The following is a 21,007-nucleotide window of genomic DNA, read 5'->3' on the forward strand; positions in this document are numbered from 1 at the left end:
GACGCCGCTCGACTGCTTACTGCTTGGCGTTGAGACGCTTGGCGATCTCGTCGTCCGCCTTCTTGGCCGCGGTGGCGTAGTCGCCGGTCAGGGCCGAGGTCAGGAACTCCTTGATCGGGTTCGGGTCGTTCTCGACGCTCGCCCAGTTCGGGTGGGTCGGGGTGATGCCACCGACACCGGAGGCCAGCTTCGCGGCGGAGGCGAAGTCACCGACGACCTTGTCGTTGAGCGAGGCCTTGTTCGGGATGAGGCCCGAGGCGGCGACCGCGCCCTCGTTCTTGTCGTTCAGGGCGATCTTCAGGAAGTCCTTGGCCATGTCGGAGTTCTTGCTGGCCTGGGCGATGGCCAGGTTCGAGCCACCGAGGAACACGCCGGAGGGCTTGTCGGCGGTCTTGCCCGGGAGCGGGAAGAAGCCGATCTTGTCCTTGGCCATGGCCTTCTCGTCCGGGAGCTCCCAGCCGAGGCCGATGATCGAGCCGATGTCGCCCTGGCCGAAGATGTCCTTCTGCTGCGGCTTGGCCTCGTCCTTGTCCTTACCACCCAGGACCGAGTAGCTCTGGAGCTTCTTGTAGGTGTCGAAGGCCTTCTGCGCCTCGGGGCTGGACAGGCCGCCGACCCACTTGTCGCCCTCCTTCTTCGCCAGCTTGCCACCCTCGCTGGTGAGCAGACCGAAGTAGACGTACCACTCCTGGCCCGGCATGTAGATCGGGTCGGCGACACCCTGGGTGGCCTTGAGCTTGTCCAGGGCGGTGTAGAACTCTTCCAGGGTCTTCGGGGTGGTGGTCAGGCCGGCCTTGGCCCACAGGTCCTTGTTGTAGGAGACCACGCGGTTGGTCACGAACCACGGGGCGGCGTACTGCTTGCCGTCCAGGATCGCGGACTCGCTCTGGTTCGGGGCCCAGTCGGCACCGCCCAGGGCGGCCTTGTCCTTGGTGATGTCCAGCAGGCCACCGGTGGAGGCGTAGCCGGCGGTCTGGGTGTTGCCGATCTCCAGGACGTCGACGGAGCCCTCGGACAGCGCGGCGGTGACCTTGGGGCCGATGCCGGTCCACTCCTGGATCTGGTACTCGACCTTGGAGCCCGGGTAGGTGGTCTCGAACTCGGTCTTCACCGCCTCGTCCCAGCCCTTGGGGGCGGAGCCGGTCATCAGCCACACCTTGAGCGTCTTGCCGCTGTAGTCCTTCTTGCCGCCGTCGGCCGCAGTGGACGAGTTGCCCGACGCGTTGTTGTTCTCGTCCTTCTTGGCGTCCGAGCCGCAGGCCGCGAGACCAACAACCATGGCCGCGACGCCGACCGCCGCGATGAGCTGACGCTTCACGCCATCCTCCTGAGGGATGCCTTGGTTACCCCCGTCGGGTGGCAGCGGCATACCCACGCGAAGTGGGAGGAATGGTGCCGCGGACTCCAGCGAACGGGTGGGGGGATTCATAGTGACCGGCCTAGTGGTGTAGACCAGATGCCTGGAGCTTGGCCTAGACCAATGGGCCTGTCAACGGCTGTTCGACCGATCCGGACCACCCGTTATCAAGCCGACACCGCACATCGTTCATCGCGTGATGAGGTATTCGTTCCGTAGCCATACATGCAACGATGTGAGCTGTTAATGAGGCGGTGGGGCTCCCGGAGGGCCCTGCGAGAAGCGGGAGACAGGTCCGATGAGCACCGACGGGGGCAGCACGGCCCAGGTCAACGACCCCCTGGCGAAGAACATCGCCCCCCAGGGCGGCGCGGACCCCACCGCCCGGGTACCGAAGTACTACGGACTCAAGCGCCATCTGCTGCAGCTCACCGAGACCCAGCCCGCCGGCACCCCGGTCCCGCCCGAGCGGGCCCTGGCGGCGCAGTTCGACACCTCCCGCACCACGGTCCGCCAGGCCCTGCAGGAGCTGGTCGTCGAGGGCCGGCTGGAGCGCATCCAGGGCAAGGGGACCTTCGTCGCCAAGCCCAAGGTCGCCCAGGCCCTCCAGCTCACCTCCTACACCGAGGACATGCGCGCCCAGGGCCTGGAGCCCACCTCCCGGCTGATCGAGATCGGCTACATCTCCGCCGACGACCGGCTGGCCCCGCTGCTGGACATCAAGCCCGGCGGGCGGGTGCTGCGGATCGAGCGCCTGCGGCTGGCCAACGGCGACCCGATGGCCATCGAGGTGGCCCACCTGTCCGCCAAGCGCTTCCCGGCCCTGCGCCGCAACCTCGCCAAGCACAACTCGCTGTACACCGCGCTGCGCGAGGTCTACGGGGTCACCGTGGCCGAGGCCGAGGAGACCATCGAGACCACCCTCGCCAACCCGCGCGAGGCCGGACTGCTCGGCTCCGACCTCGGCCTGCCGATGCTCCAGCTCGCCCGGCACTCCTTCGACCCGGAGGGGAACCCGGTCGAGTGGGTGCGCTCCATCTACCGGGGCGACCGCTACAAGTTCATCACCCGCCTGAAGCGGCCGGAGTAGTCCGGCCCGGCGCCCGCACACGCCCGGGCCCCGGCGCGCGAGGAGCGCGCGCCGGGGCCCGTTGTGTTGTCCCGGCGCGCGGGGTGTCCGGATTTCGGGAAGTTGTCCCGGATCCGGTGACACGGATCACGTGATGCCATAGATTCCGCATCCGTACTGACTGCCGATCACCAGTGGTGCTGCTCGGCGGACCCAGGGGGTGCGCGGCTCCCCCGGGGTTGCGGCGCCGGCGAGGTGAATCCTCCGAAGCGGAGCCGACCCATGTCGTCAGAGCACACCGACCGACCTGTCATGCCCGAGCCAGAAGAGCCCGGCGGCGCCGGCCTGCCGGTGGTGACCCCCGAGCGGGTGCTCGCCGCGCTCGCCCTGCTGGTGCCGATCGTCGCGATGCTCTGGGTGGGCTCGTACGACAAGCCCGAGCCCGAGGCGGGCGGCGTCCCCTTCTTCTACTGGTACCAGCTGCTCTGGGTGCCGGTCTCGGCGGTCTTCACGGTCGCCGCCTACCTGCTGGTCAACCGGGACGAGAAGGCCCGCCGGGCCGCCGGGGCGCGGAAGGCGGGTGGCGCCCGGTGAACGGGGTCAACGTGCCGGCGCTGTCGGTGTTCGTCCTCTTCTTCCTGCTGGTCACCGTGATGGGCTTCCTCGCCTCCCGGTGGCGGCGGGCCGACAACGCGCTCCATCTGGACGAGTGGGGCCTCGGCGGGCGCAGCTTCGGGACCTGGATCACCTGGTTCCTGCTCGGCGGCGACCTCTACACCGCGTACACCTTCGTCGCGGTGCCCGCCGCCGTCTACGCGACCGGCGCCGCGGGCTTCTTCGCCGTCCCCTACACGATCATCGCCTACCCGCTGGTCTTCCTCTTCCTCCCCCGGCTCTGGTCGGTCTCCCGGGTGCACGGCTACGTCACCCCGGCCGACTTCGTGCGCGGGCGCTACGGCTCCCGGCCGCTGTCCCTGGTGGTCGCGCTGACCGGCATCCTCGCCACCATGCCGTACATCGCGCTCCAGCTGGTCGGCATCCAGGCGGTACTGGACGTGCTGGGCGTCGGCGGCGGCGAGAACGCCAACTGGTTCGTCAAGGACCTGCCGCTGTTCATCGCCTTCGGCGTGCTCGCCGCCTACACCTACTCCTCGGGCCTGCGCGCGCCGGCGCTGATCGCGTTCGTCAAGGACACCCTGGTCTACCTGGTGATCATCGTCGCGGTGATCTACATCCCGATCCGGCTCGGCGGCTACGGCCACATCTTCGACGCGGTCGGCGAGCGGTTCAGCGCCCCCAAGTCGGGCGGCTCGCTCACCCTGCCGGAGAACAAGCAGTGGACGTACGCCACGCTGGCGCTCGGCTCGGCGATGGCGCTGTTCCTGTACCCGCACTCGGTGACCGGTGTGCTGGCCGGCAAGTCGCGCAACACGGTGCGCCGGAACATGGCGATCATGCCCGCGTACTCGCTGATGCTGGGGCTGCTGGCGCTGCTCGGCTTCATGGCGATCGCGGCCGGGATCGGCAAGGGCGACAAGAACTTCAACACCCAGCTCTCGGTGCCGCAGCTGTTCGAGAACATGTTCCCCGACTGGTTCACCGGCGTCGCCTTCGCGGCGATCGGCATCGGCGCGCTCGTCCCGGCGGCGATCATGTCCATCGCGGCGGCCAACCTGTTCACCCGCAACGTCTACAAGGAGTACCTGAGGCCCACCGCCACCCCGGCGGACGAGACCCGGGTCGCCAAGCTGGTCTCGCTGCTGGTCAAGGTCGGCGCGCTGGTCTTCGTGCTCGGCATGGACAAGCAGGCCGCGATCAACCTCCAGCTGCTCGGCGGCCTGTGGATCCTGCAGACCTTCGTCCCGATCGTCGGCGGCCTGTTCACCCGCTGGTTCCACCACTGGGCGCTGCTCGCCGGCTGGGCGGCCGGCATGGTCTACGGCACCTGGGTGGCCTACGGCATCGCCAGCCCCAAGACCAGGCACTTCGGCGGGAACGCCGCCGAGATCCCCGGCATCGGCGAGATCGGCTACATCGGGCTCACCGCCTTCGTCCTCAATCTGCTGGTCTCGGTGGTGCTCACCCTGGTGCTGCGCGCCGTCAAGGCGCCGGACGGACCGGACGAGACCCGTCCGGGGGACTACAGCGCCGAGAGGGGCGAGGAGGAGCCCGAGAACGCGCCGGAGCCCGTACCGGCGCACTGATACGCCCTGCACGCCCTGTGGTCGCGCCGTCTCCTCAGTCAACACTGGAGGGGGCGGCGCGATCATATGTATGAACAGCCGGGTGCATGGGGCACCACACTCAGGGCACCAACCAGACCGGACCGGCAACCGGCCGGCAACTGATCGACCCACGGGGAGCGGCGGCAATGGCAGAACTCGGCACCACCCTCAACGGCCAGCACCACACCGACGGACGGCACCGGCCGACCGCCCCGCACCGCGGGGCCGGCTCCGCCGCGGCCCCGGCGGCCACCGGGCTGCCCCCGCTCCCCTCCGTGCTGATCGCCACCCGCCACGGCGAGTCCACCGCCAACGTCGAGTTCCAGCTCGCCGAGGCGGCCGGCGCGCTCAGCGTGCCGATCAGCAGCCGGGACGCCGACATCCCGCTCTCCCTGCACGGCCAGCAGCAGGCCCACGCGCTCGGCCGCTGGTGGGCCGCCCTGCCCAGCGCCGACCGGCCGCGCAGCGTCTGGTGCTCGCCCTACGTCCGCACCACCGAGACCGCCCGGATCGCGCTCGCCCAGGCCGCCGGGCTCGGCTCCGTCCCGGTCTCGCTCGCCGTCCGCTACGACGAGCGGCTGCGCGACCGCGAGCTCGGCATCCTGGAGATGCTGCCCAAGGCCGCCATCGAGACCGGGCACCCCGAGGAGGCCGCCCGGCGGCGCAAGATGGGCGAGCTGTACTACCGCCCGCCCGGCGGCGAGTCCTGGGCCGACGTGGCGCTGCGGGTGCGCAGCGTGCTGCGCGACATCTGCGCGGAGGAGGCCGGGCGGCCGGTCCTGGTGGTCGCGCACGACTGCACGGTGCTCATGCTCCGGTACGTGCTGGACCGGCTCACCGAGGAGCAGCTGACCGCGCTGGAGCCGGTGCGCAACTGCTCCGCGAGCGTCTGGCGGGCCGAGGGCGGGCGGCTGCGCCCGGACCGCTGGAACCAGACCGGGCACCTGGAGGACGCGGGCTGAGCCGGCCGGTCCGGGTGGTTCAGACCCGGGCGGCGACCGCCGCGGCGGGCTCGGCGAAGCAACGGCGGTAGGCCAGCGGCGTGGTGCCCAGCCGGCGGCCGAAGTGGTGGCGCAGGGTGGCCGCGTTGCCGAAGCCGCAGCGGGCGGCGATCACGTCCACCGGCTCGGTGGTCGACTCCAGCATCCGCTGGGCGAGCAGCAGCCGCTGCCCGGTCAGCCAGCGGTGCGGGGTGGTGCCGGTCTCCTGGTGGAAGCGCCGGGCGAAGGTGCGCGGCGACATGTGGACCCGGGCGGCCAGCTGCTCGACGGTCGTCTCCTCGTCCAGGTGGTGGCGCAACCAGTCCAGCAGCGGGGCGAGCGACTCGCCGTCGCCCTCCGGCAGCGGCCGGTGCACGAACTGGGCCTGCCCGCCCTCCCGGTGCGGCGCCACCACCATCCGCCGGGCGATCCCCCGGGCCACCTCGGCGCCCTGCAGCTTACGCACCAGGTGCAGGCAGGCGTCGATGCCGGCCGCCGTGCCGGCGGAGGTGATCACCGGGTCGTCGTCCACGTAGAGGACGTCCGGCTCGACGGTGGTCCTCGGATGGCGGGCGGCCAGATCGGCGGTGTACCGCCAGTGCGTGGTGGCCCGGCGGCCGTCCAGCAGGCCGGCGGCACCGAGCGTGAAGGCGCCGCTGCAGATGGACAGCACCCGGGCGCCGCCGTCCACGGCCGCCCGCAGCGCCTCCAGCAGCGGCTCCGGGTACTCCCCGCGCAGCGAGGTGGCGGTGACCACCACCAGGTCGGCGGCGGCGAGCCGTTCGGGCCCGTGCGGGACGTCCACGGCGAAGCCGGCGTGGGTGCGGTGCGGGCCCGGCCGGGCGCCGGCGATCGCGAAGTCGTAGGCGGGCAGCCCGTCCTCGGTCCGGTCCAGGCCGAACACCTCGCAGGCCACGCCGAGTTCGAAGGGGTGGACGTCCTCCATGACCACGGCCACGACGTTCTTCAGCATGCCGCCAGGGTAGCCCGCCCGCTGGCAGTTTTTCGATGTGATCGGGCATTCCTGCCACTCGCCCCGGCCCGGCTCCGCGGCGAAGGTGGAGCCATGGATTCCGACACGCTCGCCAGCGCACTCGCCCTGCTCGGCGCCGTCGGCGGGTTCGGCCTGCTCGGCGCCCTGATCGGCCGCGAGGTGGCGCAGCAGAAGGCCACCGGACGCGACAACTGGCACCGTCCGGGCGGCTACCCCGACGACCCCGCGCTGCCCGACCGGCTCTACGGCACCCTGCCCGCCGCCTCGCTCCGCCCGTCCGCCGACCCCGTCACCCCCGTCACCGTCACCGCCACCGAAGCGGAGGCCCGCACCCCGCTCAGCTCCGTCCCGTGCGATTCCGGCACACTGGCCGGATGGACATCGTCATCCGCCCGGCCCGCGCCGAGGAGTTCGAGGAAGCCGGCCGCATAACCGTCGAGGCCTTCGTCGGCGACGGCTTCACCTCGCCCGGGAGCGAGTACGTGCACCGGCTGCGCGACGCCGCGACCCGGGCCGCCGAGGCCGAACTGCTCGTGGCGGTGGACACGGCCGGGGGGACGGTCCTCGGCTCCGTGACCTTCGCGGTCGGCGGCACCCGGTGGGCGGACATCGCCACCCCCGAGGAGGGCGAGATCCGGATGCTCGCCACCGCCGCGGCCGCCCGCGGGCGGGGTGCCGGCGAGGCCCTGGTACGCGCCGCGCTCGCCCGCAGCCGCGAACTCGGCCTGAGCGGCATGGCCTTCTCCACCCAGCCGGAGATGACCGCCGCGCACCGGATCTACGAGCGGGTCGGCTTCCGCCGCGCCCCGGAGCGGGACTGGTCGCCGGTCCCGGGCCTGGAGCTGATGGTCTACAGCCTGGCCTTCTGACCGCTCGCCCGGCCACCGGTCACCCGCTCTTGCGCTCCAGCAGCACCACCCGCAGGTGCGGCACGTTCTCGGTGCGGACCACGCGGAACCCGTTCAGCTCCTTGGCCAGCTTGTCCGAGACGGCGCCGAACGGCCGGCGGTCGGTGCCGGACACCAGCAGCCAGACCCGCCGGGTGCCGGCCAGGCAGCGGGCCGGCTCCTCGCACTCCAGCCCGCCGAAGCTGCCGGCCCGCTCCGGGGACACCCGCAGCAGGACGTCCGCGGGCGCCGGCCGGCCGCGCAGCTCGTAGGCCAGCGACCGGCGCAGCGAGCTGCCCGGCTCGTACACCACGCCGTCGCCCGGGCGCAGTCCCCCGCCGATCAGCCGGGCGGCGGCCCGGGCGTCCGCCTCGCCGGGCAGGTCCGCGCGCACCGACGCCTGGGCGGGCGCGGCGAGCGCGGCGGCCAGCGCGACGGCCGCCAGCAGCGGAGCCGGTCCGGCCACCCAGCGCGGCGGCGTCCCCGAGGCGGTGAACCGGGAGACCAGGCCGGGCAGCCGGCCGACCGCCTCGGCGCCCAGCAGGGCCCAGGCGGGCACCGTGAAGAGCAGGTAGCGGGCGAGGAACAGGTGCAGCCAGTGCGCGGTCCCCAGGGTCAGCAGCACCGGCACCAGGGCCCAGCAGATCAGCAGACCGGCGCCCTGCTGGCGCAGCACCAGCAGGCTCACCGCCCCCAGCACGCCCACGACCAGCAGGGTCCAGCCGAGCGCGGCGGACCCGGCCAGGTCCGTGACCAGCGCGCCGAGGTCGTCCCAGTCGCGCTCGTTCCACGCGATCTGCCCGCTCTGCCCGGCGCCGAGCAGCAGCAGCGGGCTCAGCAGCAGCACCGCCCCCGCCGAGGCCAGCGCCCACCGGCCGAGCAGCACCCAGCGGGCGCCGCCGTCGTCCGCCGCGGCCGGCGCGCGGCGGAACTCGCGGGCCACCAGCAGCAGGTGGCCGGGCAGCACCATCAGCGTCACCACATGGGTGAGCCCCATGGCGACCACGGTGAGCCCGTAGCCGGCCCAGGCGAGCAGCACGGCGCGCGGCGCGGCCGGCACCGCTCCCGGGCGGTCCTGGACCAGCCGGGTGAGCAGCAGGGTGCTGCCGACGGCCGCCAGCACGGCGAAGGCGTACGGCCGGGCGTCCTGGCCGTACCAGGTGATCGCGGGGCAGACGGCGAACAGCAGGCCCCCGAGCAGTCCGGCCCGCGGCGAGAGCAGGCGCCGGCCGAGCAGGGCCACGCAGCCGGCGGCGGCGGTCATGGCGAGCGCCGAGGGCAGTCGCAGCGCGGCCTCGGAGTCGCCCGCGACCGCGATCCACAGGTGCAGCAGCACGTAGTAGGGCGCCAGCACCAGGTCCATGTTGCCGGTCAGCGCGCCGAGGTCCGACCAGGAGAGGTCGGCCGCCCACCAGGAGGCGTGCTCGTCCCGCCAGAGCTGGCGGTCCCCGATGCCGTAGAGGCAGAGCGCCAGGGTGAGCAGCGCCGGCGGCAGGGCGACGGCGAGCGCGGCGCGCCACGGCGGGACGGCGCGCTCGCCGTCGCCCGGCGCCACCGCCGGGGCGGGCGGCGCGGCCGGGGCGGGCGGCGCGGCCGGGGCGGGCGGGAACGGGGGTATCGGCGGGTGGCCGGGCCGCGGCGGCAGGTTCGCCGCCCCGCCCGTCGCCTTGATCGGGGTGGTCATCGCTACTGTTTGACCCAGATCCGGTAGTACCCGGTTCCACCGACGTGTGTGAAGGGAATGCGTCCGAGCAGCCGGTAGTGCGGGCTCTGCGCGAGCGCCTCCGCCACCACCCGGTCGGTGTCCGGGGTGGCGACGCCGTCGAGCACCACCAGGTCGAACCAGCCGTCCGCGATCGCGGTCCGGTAGCCGTCGTCGCCGGTGTGCAGCGCGCCCGCCTTGTCGACGTACCCGATGCCGTAGGTGGAGGTCCACTGGCTCTGCAGGGTCAGGTCGCGGGTGTAGTAGACCGGGACGTTGTCGGCCGACGCCAGGTAGCGGCCGGTGCTGGTCACGTGCTGGCGCACCACCTCGGTCATCCGGCTGGAGTCGGGCCAGGTGTCGAACCGCCAGGTCGACTGGGTCAGCCCGAGGGCGAGCGTCACCACCCAGAGCAGGATGCCCAGTTGTGGGTGCCGGAAGTGCGGGCCGACCAGCCGGGCCAGGCCGATGCCGGCCATCGGGGCGGCGAACAGCAGGCCGAAGCCGAGGTGCTTGTAGAGCGCCACCGAGGTGTTGAGGTGCATCTGGTACGCCGGGGCGAGCAGCGCGGTGCCGGTCAGCAGCAGGCCGAGCAGGATCCGGCGGCGGCGCCCCGGGCCGGTCATCGTGCGCACCAGCGGCGACTCGTTCATCCGCCCGCGCAGCGCGTACGCGACCGCGCCGCCGACCGCGGTGACGAACACCAGGCCGCCGAACTCCACGCACTGGCGGGCCAGTTCCGTCCAGGGCTCGGTGCCGTGCGCGCGCTGGGTGGTGGTCGCCCGGACGCCCTTGAGGACGTCGGTGAAGGTCATCCCCAGCCAGAGCAGGCCGCCCGCGCCGACCGCGAGCAGGACGCCGCGCAGCGCCGGCTGGCGGTTCCGGTTCCGCCGCCCGGTCAGCACCGCCAGCAGCACCAGGCTGGGCAGGTAGAGCGCGGAGGCGTACTTCAGCCCGACCGCCAGCACCGCGAACGGCGCGGCCGCCAGCACGGCGGCCGCGGGCGCCCGGTCGGTGCGCACCACGATCCAGATCGCCAGCGCGAGCAGCAGCACCGCCGGGGCGTCGTAGGTGGCGAAGAAGCCGAGCACCACGGTCGACTGGGTCACCGCGAACATCGCCGCGGCGCCGAGCGCCACCCGCTCGTTGAACAGGCGGCGGGTGAAGCCGTAGAGCAGCGAGGTCGCGCCGAGCATGCAGGCCAGGCTGAACAGCCGGACGCCGAGCATGCCGAAGTGGTTCTCCAGCACGGCGGCGGCGATCGGGTACAGGGTCGGCGCGCCGGAGAAGTAGGTGTTGTAGTCCTTCGGCACGGGGGTGTCGTAGAGCCAGTGCGAGAGCTGCGCGTGCCCGGCGTACATGTAGAGCGCCTCGTCCTGGAACGCGGTGTTCGACAGGCGGACGGACATCGCGGTCTGGATCATCAGGATGACCAGCAGCAGCCCGCGGCTGATCCAGGAGCGGCGGCGGCCGGGGTCGAGCGTCCAGCTGGCCTCGGGCACCGTCGGCAGGGTGTAGCCGGGGCCCTCGGGCCGCTCGCCGTCGGCGGCGTCGGCGTCGGGGGCGTCCGGGTCGGGACCGTCGGCGTCGGGCAGCTCGCCGCCCTCGGGCCCGTCCTCGGGCGGACCGTCCTCGGCCGGTCCGTGCTCGGCGGGGCCGTCGTTGAACCGCGTGCCGTCCTCGGGCCGTTCCTCCTGCGGGAGGGACGGCGGCGCCGGGTGGCTGCCCTCGAACCACGAGCCGCCGGTGTCGGGCACCCGGACCGGCGTCTGCTCGGCGATGCGGTTGCGGGGCGTGGGGATGGACGTCATCAGGGGCTCTTCACATCGAAGCTGTAACGGCCGTCGGAGACCGCCTGTTTGAAGGCGTTCTGGGACTGCGGGTCGCCCTCGATCCGCCAGTCGACCTCCTTGTTGAGGTTGAACCAGATGAAGCCCAGGCAGTCCGGACGCTTGATCACGTTCGCGGCGAGGTTGTAGATGTCGGACACCTTGCGGGTGCCCGGTTCGGAGCCCGTCTCGGCGATGATCCACGGCTTGTTGGTGAAGGTGCGGATCTGGGTGAGGGTGGGCGTGTAGAGGGTGTCGAAGGTGCCGGCTTCCAGGTGGGTGTAGTAGGCGACGATGCCCACCCAGTCGACGTAGGTGTCGCCGGGGTAGTACGGCTTGAGCGCCACCGTCGGCACCGGGTTGATGCTGTTCGGGCTCCAGACCCAGATCACCTGGCCGGCTCCGAGCTGGGTGAAGACGTCGTGCAGGTGCTGGTAGGCCGCGACGAAGTCGGCCGGCGTGGTCGTCTTGGTGCCCCAGTCGTACCAGGTGCCGTTGAACTCGTGGGCGAAGCTGATCGCGACCGGCACGTTGGTGTTGCGCACGGCCGCCGCGTAGCGCTTGATGTAGTCGTCGTGCTTGCCCGCCGCGATGTCGGCCAGCGGCGTCTTGTACGGCTCCCAGGCGATGAACGGCAGCGCGCCGCCCCGCCAGGCGTTGGTCACGCCGTTGACGTCGTACTCGTCGCCCCAGCCCGAGTAGTACTCGACGATGTTCGGCCGCTTGCCGATCCGGCCGGCGAACTCGTCCACGCCGGCCATCGACGCCGGGGCGCCGTCCACGGCCACGCCCAGGTACTTCTTGGCCGGCTTGAGCAGCGGGCGGACGTCGTAGGGCAGCGCGGCGTCGGGGGTGGCGGTCCTGGTCGGCGGGGCCGGGGCGGCGCCGGACGGGCTCCCGGAGGCCGTGCCCCCCTCGGACGGCGCGGCGGGAGCGGCCGCCGCGGGCCCCAGCGGCTTCTCGGCGAGCAGGTCGCAGGCCGCCAGCGGCAGCACCAGCAGGGCCGCCGCGAGGGCGCGGAACAGTGCGGCACGCACCCGGCGGCCGGCGCCGGGCGTGCGGGTGGGGAGGCTCATGCCACGGCGTCCTGGGATCGGGGCTGGATGAGGATGCGGCCGACCGTCACCGCGTAGAACAGGCCCGAGGAGAGCACCAGGGCGAAGTCCAGCGGGTACAGCGTGAACATCCGGTAGACCGCCGCGACCACCCAGACCAGCGCGGTGCCGCCGCCCCAGACCACGACGCCGGCCCAGAACCGCCGCTGCCGGTTCTTGGCCTTGCTGGAGCCGGTCGGCTGCCAGCCGCGCTGGCGGCCCCGGACCAGGTCCCAGACCGCGAAGAAGTGCGCCCAGCCGTACATCATCCGGCCCGCCCAGGCCTCCAGCCGGTAGGGCGCCCGGTGCCAGAGCGGGAAGATCAGGGTGGCGTACACCAGGCTGGGGAGGACCAGGACCAGGTGCTGGACCTGCAGCAGGTCCGGCCGCCACAGCAGCAGCATGATCGGCAGCATCGGCAGCGCGAAGGTCAGCAGCGCGGTGTGGATGTAGTAGAGGAACCCGGATATGTAACAGAGCCGGGTGGTGAAGTCGAGCTTGGTGTGCCAGAACTTGCGGCTGGTCATCAGCGACATCGAGCCCATGCACCAGCGGTACTGCTGGTTCTGGAACGCCGGGGCGTTGTCCGGGCAGACGCCGGTGGACAGGGCCACGGGTATGTACTGCAGGTCCCAGCCGAGGGCCCGCAGGTCGAAGCCGGTGTGCACGTCCTCGGAGTGGGCGATCAGCGTGGTGCCGCCGTTCTCCACCAGCGCGGCCCGCCGGTAGACCGCGCAGCTGCCGACGCAGATCGCGCCGTCGTTGCGCTGCCGGGCGACCTGGACCGAGCGGTAGAAGAGCTCCTGGATGGCACCGGCCCCGCGCTCGATCCAGTTCTGCGAGTCCAGCACCCGGAAGAACTGCGGCGACTGGACGATGCCCAGCTTCGGGTCCCGCTGCAGGTACGGCAGTACCTCGTGCAGCAGGTCGTGCCGGGGCGCGAAGTCGGCGTCCAGGATGAGGATGAACTCGCCGTCCGAGCGGCCGAACCCGTAGTGCAGGTTGCCGGCCTTCTTGAACCAGCCGCGGTTCTCCCGCACCCCGTACCGGAAGCCGAAGTCCGCGGCCATCGCCTCGACCTCCGGGCTCGCGGCGTCGTCCAGGACGTACGGCATGACCAGGCCCGGGTAGTGCTCGGCCATCTTGCGCACGTACGTCCAGGTGTTGTGCAGCACCTCGATCGGCTCGCCGCAGACCGGGAGGAAGACGTCCACCGTCGGGTACTCGGCGGGGTTCCACTTCCGGACCAGCCGGCGGTGCTCCTTGACGTCGAAGTTGGGCGTGAAGCTGTTCACGCGCAGCGACACCACGTAGTAGACGACGGTGAAGAACAGGAACGGCACGCAGAGCCAGAACCACGATCCCAACGAGTACAGCTCGGCCTGGCTGAGCACCAGGCATCCGAAGCTCACCATCGAACAGAGGGTCAGCACCCACTGGTGCCGGATGGTGTAGCTGTACTTCTCCTGCGAAGTGGGCGGCGCCGGCAGCAGCATCGCCGGAACGGACTCGCCCGTTCCGCGTCTGCGGCCCGCCGCTCTGCGCCGTCTGCTGGTCGCATTGACGGCAGCGCTCACCGCGCGGTACCTCCTGCTCGCTGATTCCCCGTCCGGGCGGCCGCGGGGGGCGCCTTCCTCCCCCGAGGGCGGTCATCCTATCCGACCGCTCCGCGCCGCCCGTCCGGGGCACCCACCCCGCCCGGGGGTCAGCCGGTGCGGCTGCCCCGGGCCAGCAGGACGTCCTTGGTGCGATCCGCCAGCGGGCCGGCGGCGGCCGCGGCGAGCTGGTCGCTCTGGTCCGCGCCCTGCTTCAGCGAGCCGGCCACCGTGAAGTAGCCGAAGCGGCCGATCGCCGCGTGCGTCTCGGCGCAGCCGGACTTGTCGGTCACGCAGAACATCGCGACCCCGGTACCGGACAGACCCTGGATCAGGCCCGCGTGCCGGCCGAGCGCCCGGTCCGCGCCGGCCTTGTTGTCGAAGACCGCGACGCCGACGGTGACGGCGCTCTCGCCGTTGACGTAGGTCGCGCGGACCACCGTCCGGCAGGTGTCGTCGCCGAGCGCGAGGCCGAGGCCGCCGGTGGTCGCCTTGGAGCAGGGGGCGGTCGCGCCGGTCACCTGACGGGTCCACACCTTGCCGTCGATGGTGCGGGTCTGGTCCGGGAACAGCGTCGCCGCGTCGACCGGCAGCTTGTCGGTGGCGGCGTCGGAGATGACCGCCAGCGCCTGCTCGGTGGGCGTGGCCGTGACGGACGGGCTGCCGGCCGTGGACGTGCTCGCGTTCGGCTTGGGGTCGTCACCGCCCTTGTCGCGGCCGTTGATCCACACCCCGGCCCCGACGATGCCGCCGACCACGACGAGAGCCGCGATCACGGCGCCGATCCCCAGCCGCTTGCGGCGGCGCGACTCGGAGGCGTGCCGGTCCGCCATCGCGTTCCAGTCCGGCTCCCTCGGCACCTGCTGCTGGGCGCTCTGCTGCGGCCACGGGGCGAACTGGGCCGGCCCACCGGCCGCCGCCTGGGGCTGCGGGGGTCCTGGCTGCGGCTGGGGCTGCACGGGACCGGGCTGAGGTCCGGGCTGCGGCCCCGGCTGGGGCCCCGGCTGCGGGTACGGCACCGCGCCGGACGGCACGTGCGGCGCCACGGGAGGCTGGCCCTGCGGCGGCACCCCCGCCCCGGGCTGGACGTACGGCGTCGCAGGCGGCCCGAAGCCGCCTGGCGGCGGCACCGGCGGCTGCCCCGGCTGCGGCGCCTGCCCCGGCGTGCCAGGCTGCTGACCCTGCTCCGGCGGCACGGCCCTACCGGCCCAGTCCCCCGCAGCGCCCGTTCCCTCGCTCATGTGCCGAGATCGTAGGGCATGCACCGGACGAGGGATCGATCCGGTGACCAATCCGTTTCAGAACCCGGCCCGCCACGGGCACCGCAGGCCCCGTCCCCGTACCACTGGTCATCGGAGCAACACGCCACGCTGCACTACATGTGGTGTCGCATCCAGCAAGCACCACTAGATGTATGCTCACTCCTGCTGTCGACGCAGGGGAACCCGGTGTGACTCCGGGACTGCCCCGCAGCGGTGTGCGGCCGCCTTCCCCAGGTGCGCCGCGAGTCCGAGTGCCTGCCGACGGCGTGCCGACGCCTCCCCGCAGAGGCCATGGCACCAGCACCACCTTCCGGGCCTCGCGGGCGGGCCGGGGACGACACGCGCGCGGCGCCTCCGGGCCCGCGCGGCGGTCTCCCCTGCCCCGAACGGCCCGGCCCCGAGCCACCGCCGTCGACCGCCGCCAGGAGAGAGCGCCTTGACCACCGCTGCCTCAGCCACCCTGCCCGCCCAGGGTTCCAGCTCCGCCCCCGCCGACCCGACGGTCTCCGACCCCGGCGGTGCGCTCCTGCGCCTCCTGACCGACCGCAGCGCCGACCTCCCCCAGGTCGACCCCGGCCATGTCGCCGCCGCCGCGCTCCGCGGCCGCCACGCCGGCTCGGACTTCGCCGAGCTCCGCGGGCTGGCCGTCGACGCCGCCGCCTCGATGATCGCCGAGGACCCGCAGTACTCGAAGCTCGCGGCCCGGCTGCTGGCGCTGGAGATCGTGGACGAGGCGGCGAGCCAGGGCGTGGTCTCGTTCTCCACCTCGATCGCGGTCGGCCACGCCGAGGGCCTGATCGGTGACACCACCGCCGCCTTCGTCGCCAAGCACACCGCCGCCCTGGACGCCCTGGTCGACCCGGCCGGCGACGACCGCTTCGAGTACTTCGGCCTGCGCACCGTGCAGTCCCGGTACCTGCTGCGCCACCCGATCACCCGCAAGGTCGTCGAGACCCCGCAGTACTTCCTGCTCCGCGTCGCCTGCGGCCTGGCGGTCGGCGACACCGAGCAGTCGGTCGCCGAGGTCGCCGAGCTGTACCGCCTGATGAGCCGGCTGGAGTACCTGACCTCCTCGCCGACCCTCTTCAACTCCGGCACCCGGCACCCGCAGATGTCCAGCTGCTACCTGCTGGACTCCCCGCTGGACAACCTGGACTCGATCTACTCCCGGTACGCGCAGATCGCCCGCCTGTCCAAGCACGCCGGCGGCATCGGCCTGTCCTACTCCCGGATCCGCTCGCGCGGCTCGCTGATCCGCGGCACCAACGGTAAGTCCAACGGCATCGTGCCGTTCCTGCGCACCCTCGACTCCTCGGTCGCCGCCGTCAACCAGGGCGGCCGCCGCAAGGGCGCGGCCTGCGTCTACCTGGAGACCTGGCACGCGGACATCGAGGAGTTCCTGGAGCTGCGCGACAACACCGGCGAGGAGGCGCGCCGCACCCACAACCTCAACCTGGCGCACTGGATCCCGGACGAGTTCATGCGCCGGGTCAACGCCAACGCGGACTGGTCGCTGTTCTCCCCCGCCGACGTCCCCGAGCTGGTCGACCTGTGGGGCGAGGAGTTCGACGAGGCCTACCTCAAGGCCGAGCTGGCCGGCAAGGCCGTGCGCACCATCCCCGCGCAGACCCTCTACGCCCGGATGATGCGCACCCTGGCGCAGACCGGCAACGGCTGGATGACCTTCAAGGACGCCTCCAACCGCGCCGCCAACCAGACCGCGCTGCCCGGCCGCACGGTGCACTCCTCCAACCTCTGCACGGAGATCCTGGAGGTCACCGACGACTCCGAGACCGCCGTCTGCAACCTCGGCTCGGTCAACCTCGGCGCCCACGTCGCCGACGGCGCGTCGGCCGACGACCTGCTGAACGCGCTGGACTGGGAGCGCCTGGACGCCACCGTCCGCACCGCCGTCACCTTCCTCGACCGCGTGGTGGACATCAACTTCTACCCGACCCCCGAGGCCGGCGCCTCCAACTCCCGCTGGCGGCCGGTGGGCCTGGGCGTGATGGGCCTGCAGGACGTCTTCTTCAAGCTGCGGATCGACTTCGACTCCGCCGAGGCCGCGCGGCTGTCCACGCTCATCGCCGAGCGCATCATGCTCACCGCCTACGAGCGCTCCGCCGACCTGGCCGAGCAGCTGGGCCGCCACGAGGCCTACGGCGAGACCCGCGCCGCCCGCGGCGAGCTGCACATCGACCACTTCCCGACGGCCGCGCCGGAGTGGGCCGACCGCTGGGCCGCGCTGCGCACCCGGATCGCCGAGACCGGCCTGCGCAACTCGCTGCTGCTCGCGATCGCGCCGACCGCGACCATCGCGTCCATCGCCGGTGTCTACGAGTGCATCGAGCCGCAGGTCTCCAACCTGTTCAAGCGCGAGACCCTCTCCGGTGAGTTCCTCCAGGTCAACCCGTACCTGGTGCGCGACCTCAAGGAGCTGGGCGTCTGGGACCAGCAGACCCGTGACGCGCTGCGCGACGCCAACGGCTCGGTGCAGGAGCTCGGCTGGCTGCCCGCCGAGGTCCGCTCGCTGTACCGCACCGCCTGGGAGCTGCCGCAGCGCGCGCTGATCGACCTGGCCGCGGCCCGCATGCCGTACATCGACCAGAGCCAGTCGCTGAACCTGTTCATGGCGGCGCCGACCATCGGCAAGCTCAGCTCGATGTACGCCTACGCGTGGAAGGTCGGTCTGAAGACCACCTACTACCTGCGCTCGCGCCCGGCCACCCGGATCGCCCAGGCCGCTTCGGGCACCGCCCGCGCCGCCGCCCCGGTGCCCGTGAACGCCCCCACCATGACCCAGGCCGAGCAGGACGCCATCGCCTGCTCCCTGGAGAACCCCGAGTCCTGCGAGGCCTGCCAGTAATGTCCGACGACGACCGCAAGATGCTGCTCGACCCCGGCTTCGAGCTGACGCTGCGCCCGATGCGCTACCCGTCGTTCTACGACCGGTACCGCGACGCGATCAAGAACACCTGGACCGTCGAGGAGGTGGACCTGCACTCCGACGTCGCCGACCTGGCCAAGCTCAGCGAGGGCGAGCGCCACCTCATCGGCCGGCTGGTCGCCTTCTTCGCCACCGGGGACTCGATCGTCTCCAACAACGTGGTGCTGAGCCTGTACAAGCACATCAACTCCCCGGAGGCCCGGCTCTACCTGAGCCGGCAGCTGTTCGAGGAGGCCGTGCACGTCCAGTTCTACCTGACGCTGCTGGACACCTACCTGCCCGACCCGGAGGACCGCAACGCGGCCTTCGCCGCGGTGGAGAACATCCCCTCCATCCGCCAGAAGGCCCAGTTCTGCTTCAAGTACATGAACGCGGTCGACCACATCGACTCGCTGCAGACCAAGGAGGACCGCCGCGCGTTCCTCCTGAACCTGATCTGCTTCGCGGCGTGCGTCGAGGGCCTGTTCTTCTACGGCGCGTTCGCCTACGTGTACTGGTTCCGGAGCCGGGGTCTGCTGCACGGCCTGGCGACCGGCACCAACTGGGTGTTCCGCGACGAGTCCATGCACATGGACTTCGCGATGTCGGTGGTCGACACCGTCCGCGAGGAGGAGCCCGACCTCTTCGACGAGGAGATGGCCAAGCAGGTCACGGAGATGCTGGAGGAGGCCGTCGAGGCCGAGCTCCAGTTCGCCCAGGACCTCTGCGGTGACGGCCTCCCCGGCATGAACACCGAGTCGATGCGGGAGTACCTCCAGGCCGTGGCCGACCAGCGCCTCGCGCGCCTCGGCCTGCCGATCCGCTACGGCTCGACGAACCCGTTCGGCTTCATGGAGCTGCAGAACGTCCAGGAGCTGACCAACTTCTTCGAGCGCCGGGTCTCCGCGTACCAGGTCGCCGTCGAGGGCTCGGTCTCCTTCGACGACGACTTCTAGAGATAGAAGAAGACAACGAGGTGCCCCGCGCGGCCACAGCCGCGCGGGGCACCTCCGTCGTTTCAGCTGCTCGGAAACTCCCCGCCCTTGACCCCGGCTACGAAGGACGCCCAGGCATCAGCCCGGAAGACCAGCGCAGGCCCGTCCGGTTCCTTGGAGTCGCGCACAGCCATAGCCGCCAGCCTGACCTGCGTCTCGACGCAGTTTCCGCCCTGCCCGCTGTATGTGCTCTTGCTCCACTCGACATTTCCAGTCACGACTCACCATCCCTTGCCCGGAGTTCAGAACTCCTGCCGTACCCGAGCGATCATGTCGAGACTGTCAGCCGGACTCAAGGCGATTGAGCGGAGGGAGTCGAAGATCAACGTGTACTCGTCGATCTCGGCCGACGTCTCCATGTAGAGCGTCCCCGTCCGGTGTTCGACGCAGACGACATCGGAATGCTCCTCCGATGGGAAGCCGAACATCACGAACGATCCCATCAGACCAGCGTGTGCACCCGCACGATCGGGCAGCACCTGCAACTCCACGTATGGATGCTCAGCCATTTCAACCAACTTGTCGAGCTGCCGAGTCATCACCGCCGCTCCACCGACCGCAACCCGTAGGGCTGCCTCACCCTCGATCACACAGAGGCGTGGCGGATCCGTCTTGTTGAGCACCTGCTGCCGCTCCATTCGAGCGGTCACGAGGGCATCCACCTGGTCAGCGGTCAGCCCGGAAGGCTTGGCCTGCATCACCGCTCGGGCGTAGTCCGGTGTTTGCAGCAAGCCCGAGATCAGCGTGTTCTCGAACGATCTGATGTAGTCCGCCGTCTCCTCGTAGTCAATGAAGTCCGAGTAGGACGGCCGGGCCAAGCTCGCCCGCTGCACCCATCCGGGCTCACGGCCGCGACGAGCAAGCGCGATCAGCTCCTCGATGCGGGCGTGGTCCTCCACGCCGTAGAACGTCAGCAAATCGCGGAGTTCGCCCAGCGAGATGCCCAACCTGGCGTTCTCTATCCGACTGATCTTCGAGCGATGACAGCCGATCCGCTCCGCTGATTGCTCCGGAGACTTGCCAGCCTCCTCCCGAAGTCTGACCAAGGCGGCTGCCAACCGCCTGCGGCGCACTGTAGGTCGCGCTTGGCTCATCTGATGCTCCATCACGCTGATGTGACCCAAGATGATACTCCCCTAAATAAGGATCTTGGAAAATTTCCATTGCGCAAGTTGCGGATGGGTCTTGTTCCGGAGCATGCTACTCAACGTAGTCCGCTAGTCGACACGTTGTGATGATGGCGGGCCATTCACCGGGCATCCCCATGCCTGCTTCAGCTGCTGTCACCCAGACCGACCAGAGGTGGCTCCGCCATGCCTGAAACCGTCTCCCCCACCCCCGCCGAGCGAACCTGCTGGCTGCCCCGGCACCGCAAGTCGCCCCGCCTCGCCCGTCAGGAGCTCCGCTCCTTCCTCCTCCCCCTCCCCTCCGGCGAACTCCTCCTCCCCAGCGGCGAGCTGCTGGTCAGCGAGCTCGTCACCAACGCCGTCCAGCACGCCCGCACCCCCCGAGACCGGCTGATCTACGTCCGCTTCCACCTCTCCTCCGGCCTCACCCTCCGGATCGAGGTGCACGACGCGGACAACGAGAAGCCCGCCCTCCGCACCGCCTCCGACGCCGACGAGGCCGGCCGCGGCCTGCTGCTCGTCCACGAGTTGGCGACCCAGTGGGGCTACTGCCCCCGCGTCGGCGGCGTCGGCAAGTTCGTCTGGTGCCACGTCTCCCCCGACCCGGCCTCCGCGTGAGCGCCGTCCGGGCCGGGATCTCGGGCATCATGCTGCCCGCCGTCTTCCCGAGCCTCGACCACGCGCTCCCCGTGCTCTGGGAGCGCGTCCGCCCGCTCCCGATCCGCGCCGCCCACCGCGACTTCATCCGCATCTGCATCGGCCCGGGCAGCGGCGACGGCATCGCCCGCTGCCTCGCACGGGGCGGCCCCTGGAGCGTCACCCTCTACGTCGGCGAACTCGCCAGCTGGACCGCCCACCCGATCACCATCACCACCCACCACCCCTGACCCCCCGGCCCCGCCCCCGCGGCCGGACCCGCGCGCGCGGCACCGCGCGCAAAACACCCGAGGGGCGGGCGACCAACA

19 protein-coding genes and 1 riboswitch are annotated in these 21,007 nt (G+C 71.5%); of the genes, 10 read left to right on the top strand and 9 right to left on the bottom strand.

Going from position 1 to position 21,007, the window contains the following annotated elements:
- Positions 1-16: 16 nt before the first annotated feature.
- Complete coding sequence (locus ABT093_RS11090) at positions 17-1,318, bottom strand: extracellular solute-binding protein (RefSeq protein ID WP_350562752.1); 1,302 nt, start codon at positions 1,316-1,318, stop codon at positions 17-19.
- A 337-nt stretch (positions 1,319-1,655) separates the two neighbouring features.
- Here ABT093_RS11090 and ABT093_RS11095 point away from each other — a divergent pair, with 337 nt between their 5' ends.
- From ABT093_RS11095 to ABT093_RS11110, 4 genes are all read left to right on the top strand, one after another.
- The gene (locus tag ABT093_RS11095) at positions 1,656-2,447 is read left to right on the top strand and encodes a GntR family transcriptional regulator (protein WP_350562754.1); all 792 of its coding nucleotides are present in this window, start codon (positions 1,656-1,658) and stop codon (positions 2,445-2,447) included.
- Positions 2,448-2,738: 291 nt separating this feature from the next.
- Positions 2,739-3,020: a DUF3311 domain-containing protein gene (locus ABT093_RS11100; RefSeq protein WP_350562756.1), complete on the top strand. Its 282-nt coding sequence runs from the start codon at positions 2,739-2,741 to the stop codon at positions 3,018-3,020.
- A gap of 59 nt (positions 3,021-3,079) precedes the next feature.
- Positions 3,080-4,630 (top strand): monocarboxylate uptake permease MctP, encoded by a 1,551-nt coding sequence (mctP, locus tag ABT093_RS11105; RefSeq protein ID WP_502884195.1) that lies wholly within the window; start codon positions 3,080-3,082, stop codon positions 4,628-4,630.
- Between the two features lie 167 nt (positions 4,631-4,797).
- Positions 4,798-5,613, top strand: a complete 816-nt coding sequence (locus ABT093_RS11110) for a histidine phosphatase family protein (protein WP_350562760.1) — start codon at positions 4,798-4,800, stop codon at positions 5,611-5,613.
- Between the two features lie 19 nt (positions 5,614-5,632).
- Here ABT093_RS11110 and ABT093_RS11115 read toward each other — a convergent pair whose 3' ends face one another.
- Entirely contained in the window at positions 5,633-6,604 is a 972-nt protein-coding gene (locus tag ABT093_RS11115; RefSeq protein ID WP_350562762.1) for a helix-turn-helix domain-containing protein, read from the bottom strand.
- A gap of 93 nt (positions 6,605-6,697) precedes the next feature.
- Between ABT093_RS11115 and ABT093_RS11120 the strand changes: the two genes are divergently transcribed.
- Complete coding sequence (locus tag ABT093_RS11120; protein ID WP_350562764.1) at positions 6,698-7,057, top strand: hypothetical protein; 360 nt, start codon at positions 6,698-6,700, stop codon at positions 7,055-7,057.
- Entirely contained in the window at positions 7,000-7,494 is a 495-nt protein-coding gene (locus ABT093_RS11125) for a GNAT family N-acetyltransferase (RefSeq protein WP_350562766.1), read from the top strand. Before ABT093_RS11120 ends, ABT093_RS11125 begins: the two co-directional genes overlap by 58 nt.
- Positions 7,495-7,513: 19 nt before the next feature.
- Here ABT093_RS11125 and ABT093_RS11130 read toward each other — a convergent pair whose 3' ends face one another.
- From ABT093_RS11130 to ABT093_RS11150, 5 genes are all read right to left on the bottom strand, one after another.
- Positions 7,514-9,196: a glycosyltransferase family 39 protein gene (locus ABT093_RS11130; protein ID WP_350562768.1), complete on the bottom strand. Its 1,683-nt coding sequence runs from the start codon at positions 9,194-9,196 to the stop codon at positions 7,514-7,516.
- Positions 9,197-9,198: 2 nt separating this feature from the next.
- The gene (locus tag ABT093_RS11135) at positions 9,199-11,025 is read right to left on the bottom strand and encodes an ArnT family glycosyltransferase (protein ID WP_350562770.1); all 1,827 of its coding nucleotides are present in this window, start codon (positions 11,023-11,025) and stop codon (positions 9,199-9,201) included.
- Positions 11,025-12,119, bottom strand: coding sequence for a glycoside hydrolase family 26 protein (locus ABT093_RS11140; protein WP_350562772.1), 1,095 nt, complete (start codon positions 12,117-12,119; stop codon positions 11,025-11,027). The genes ABT093_RS11135 and ABT093_RS11140 overlap by 1 nt, the downstream gene beginning before the upstream one ends.
- Positions 12,116-13,633 carry a glycosyltransferase family 2 protein gene (locus ABT093_RS11145; protein WP_350562809.1) on the bottom strand — a complete coding sequence of 506 codons (1,518 nt, stop codon included), beginning with the start codon at positions 13,631-13,633 and terminating at the stop codon, positions 12,116-12,118. The genes ABT093_RS11140 and ABT093_RS11145 overlap by 4 nt, the downstream gene beginning before the upstream one ends.
- A 209-nt stretch (positions 13,634-13,842) precedes the next feature.
- Positions 13,843-14,691, bottom strand: coding sequence for a hypothetical protein (locus ABT093_RS11150; protein ID WP_350562774.1), 849 nt, complete (start codon positions 14,689-14,691; stop codon positions 13,843-13,845).
- 451 nt (positions 14,692-15,142) lie between these two features.
- Positions 15,143-15,271: riboswitch (cobalamin riboswitch) on the top strand.
- Between the two features lie 183 nt (positions 15,272-15,454).
- Here ABT093_RS11150 and ABT093_RS11155 point away from each other — a divergent pair.
- Positions 15,455-17,860, top strand: coding sequence for a ribonucleoside-diphosphate reductase subunit alpha (locus tag ABT093_RS11155; RefSeq protein WP_350562811.1), 2,406 nt, complete (start codon positions 15,455-15,457; stop codon positions 17,858-17,860).
- Positions 17,860-18,876 (top strand): ribonucleotide-diphosphate reductase subunit beta, encoded by a 1,017-nt coding sequence (locus ABT093_RS11160; RefSeq protein WP_350562776.1) that lies wholly within the window; start codon positions 17,860-17,862, stop codon positions 18,874-18,876. Before ABT093_RS11155 ends, ABT093_RS11160 begins: the two co-directional genes overlap by 1 nt.
- 62 nt (positions 18,877-18,938) lie before the next feature.
- Here the strand turns inward: ABT093_RS11160 and ABT093_RS11165 are convergent, their stop codons facing one another.
- The gene (locus tag ABT093_RS11165) at positions 18,939-19,133 is read right to left on the bottom strand and encodes a DUF397 domain-containing protein (RefSeq protein ID WP_350562778.1); all 195 of its coding nucleotides are present in this window, start codon (positions 19,131-19,133) and stop codon (positions 18,939-18,941) included.
- 24 nt (positions 19,134-19,157) lie between these two features.
- Positions 19,158-20,021, bottom strand: a complete 864-nt coding sequence (locus ABT093_RS11170; RefSeq protein ID WP_350562780.1) for a helix-turn-helix domain-containing protein — start codon at positions 20,019-20,021, stop codon at positions 19,158-19,160.
- Between the two features lie 207 nt (positions 20,022-20,228).
- Between ABT093_RS11170 and ABT093_RS11175 the strand changes: the two genes are divergently transcribed.
- On the top strand, positions 20,229-20,660 hold the full coding sequence (locus ABT093_RS11175) for an ATP-binding protein (RefSeq protein WP_350562782.1): 432 nt from the start codon (positions 20,229-20,231) through the stop codon (positions 20,658-20,660).
- Positions 20,657-20,929, top strand: a complete 273-nt coding sequence (locus ABT093_RS11180) for a hypothetical protein (protein ID WP_350562784.1) — start codon at positions 20,657-20,659, stop codon at positions 20,927-20,929. Before ABT093_RS11175 ends, ABT093_RS11180 begins: the two co-directional genes overlap by 4 nt.
- The last annotated feature ends 78 nt before the right edge of the window (positions 20,930-21,007 follow it).

The sequence above is a fragment of the Kitasatospora sp. NPDC002551 genome (genome assembly GCF_040296005.1).
GTDB lineage: Bacteria > Actinomycetota > Actinomycetes > Streptomycetales > Streptomycetaceae > Kitasatospora.

Bases quoted from the DNA above. Each gene is read 5' to 3' on its own strand.
- ABT093_RS11095 (WP_350562754.1), top strand. From the start codon at position 1,656: ATGAGCACCGACGGGGGCAGCACGGCCCAGGTCAACGACCCCCTGGCG.
- ABT093_RS11100 (WP_350562756.1), top strand. From the start codon at position 2,739: ATGCCCGAGCCAGAAGAGCCCGGCGGCGCCGGCCTGCCGGTGGTGACC.
- mctP (WP_502884195.1), top strand. From the start codon at position 3,080: ATGGGCTTCCTCGCCTCCCGGTGGCGGCGGGCCGACAACGCGCTCCAT.
- ABT093_RS11110 (WP_350562760.1), top strand. From the start codon at position 4,798: ATGGCAGAACTCGGCACCACCCTCAACGGCCAGCACCACACCGACGGA.
- ABT093_RS11115 (WP_350562762.1), bottom strand. From the start codon at position 6,604: ATGCTGAAGAACGTCGTGGCCGTGGTCATGGAGGACGTCCACCCCTTC.
- ABT093_RS11120 (WP_350562764.1), top strand. From the start codon at position 6,698: ATGGATTCCGACACGCTCGCCAGCGCACTCGCCCTGCTCGGCGCCGTC.
- ABT093_RS11125 (WP_350562766.1), top strand. From the start codon at position 7,000: ATGGACATCGTCATCCGCCCGGCCCGCGCCGAGGAGTTCGAGGAAGCC.
- ABT093_RS11130 (WP_350562768.1), bottom strand. From the start codon at position 9,196: ATGACCACCCCGATCAAGGCGACGGGCGGGGCGGCGAACCTGCCGCCG.
- ABT093_RS11135 (WP_350562770.1), bottom strand. From the start codon at position 11,025: ATGACGTCCATCCCCACGCCCCGCAACCGCATCGCCGAGCAGACGCCG.
- ABT093_RS11140 (WP_350562772.1), bottom strand. From the start codon at position 12,119: ATGAGCCTCCCCACCCGCACGCCCGGCGCCGGCCGCCGGGTGCGTGCC.
- ABT093_RS11145 (WP_350562809.1), bottom strand. From the start codon at position 13,633: ATGCTGCTGCCGGCGCCGCCCACTTCGCAGGAGAAGTACAGCTACACC.
- ABT093_RS11160 (WP_350562776.1), top strand. From the start codon at position 17,860: ATGTCCGACGACGACCGCAAGATGCTGCTCGACCCCGGCTTCGAGCTG.
- ABT093_RS11170 (WP_350562780.1), bottom strand. From the start codon at position 20,021: ATGGAGCATCAGATGAGCCAAGCGCGACCTACAGTGCGCCGCAGGCGG.
- ABT093_RS11175 (WP_350562782.1), top strand. From the start codon at position 20,229: ATGCCTGAAACCGTCTCCCCCACCCCCGCCGAGCGAACCTGCTGGCTG.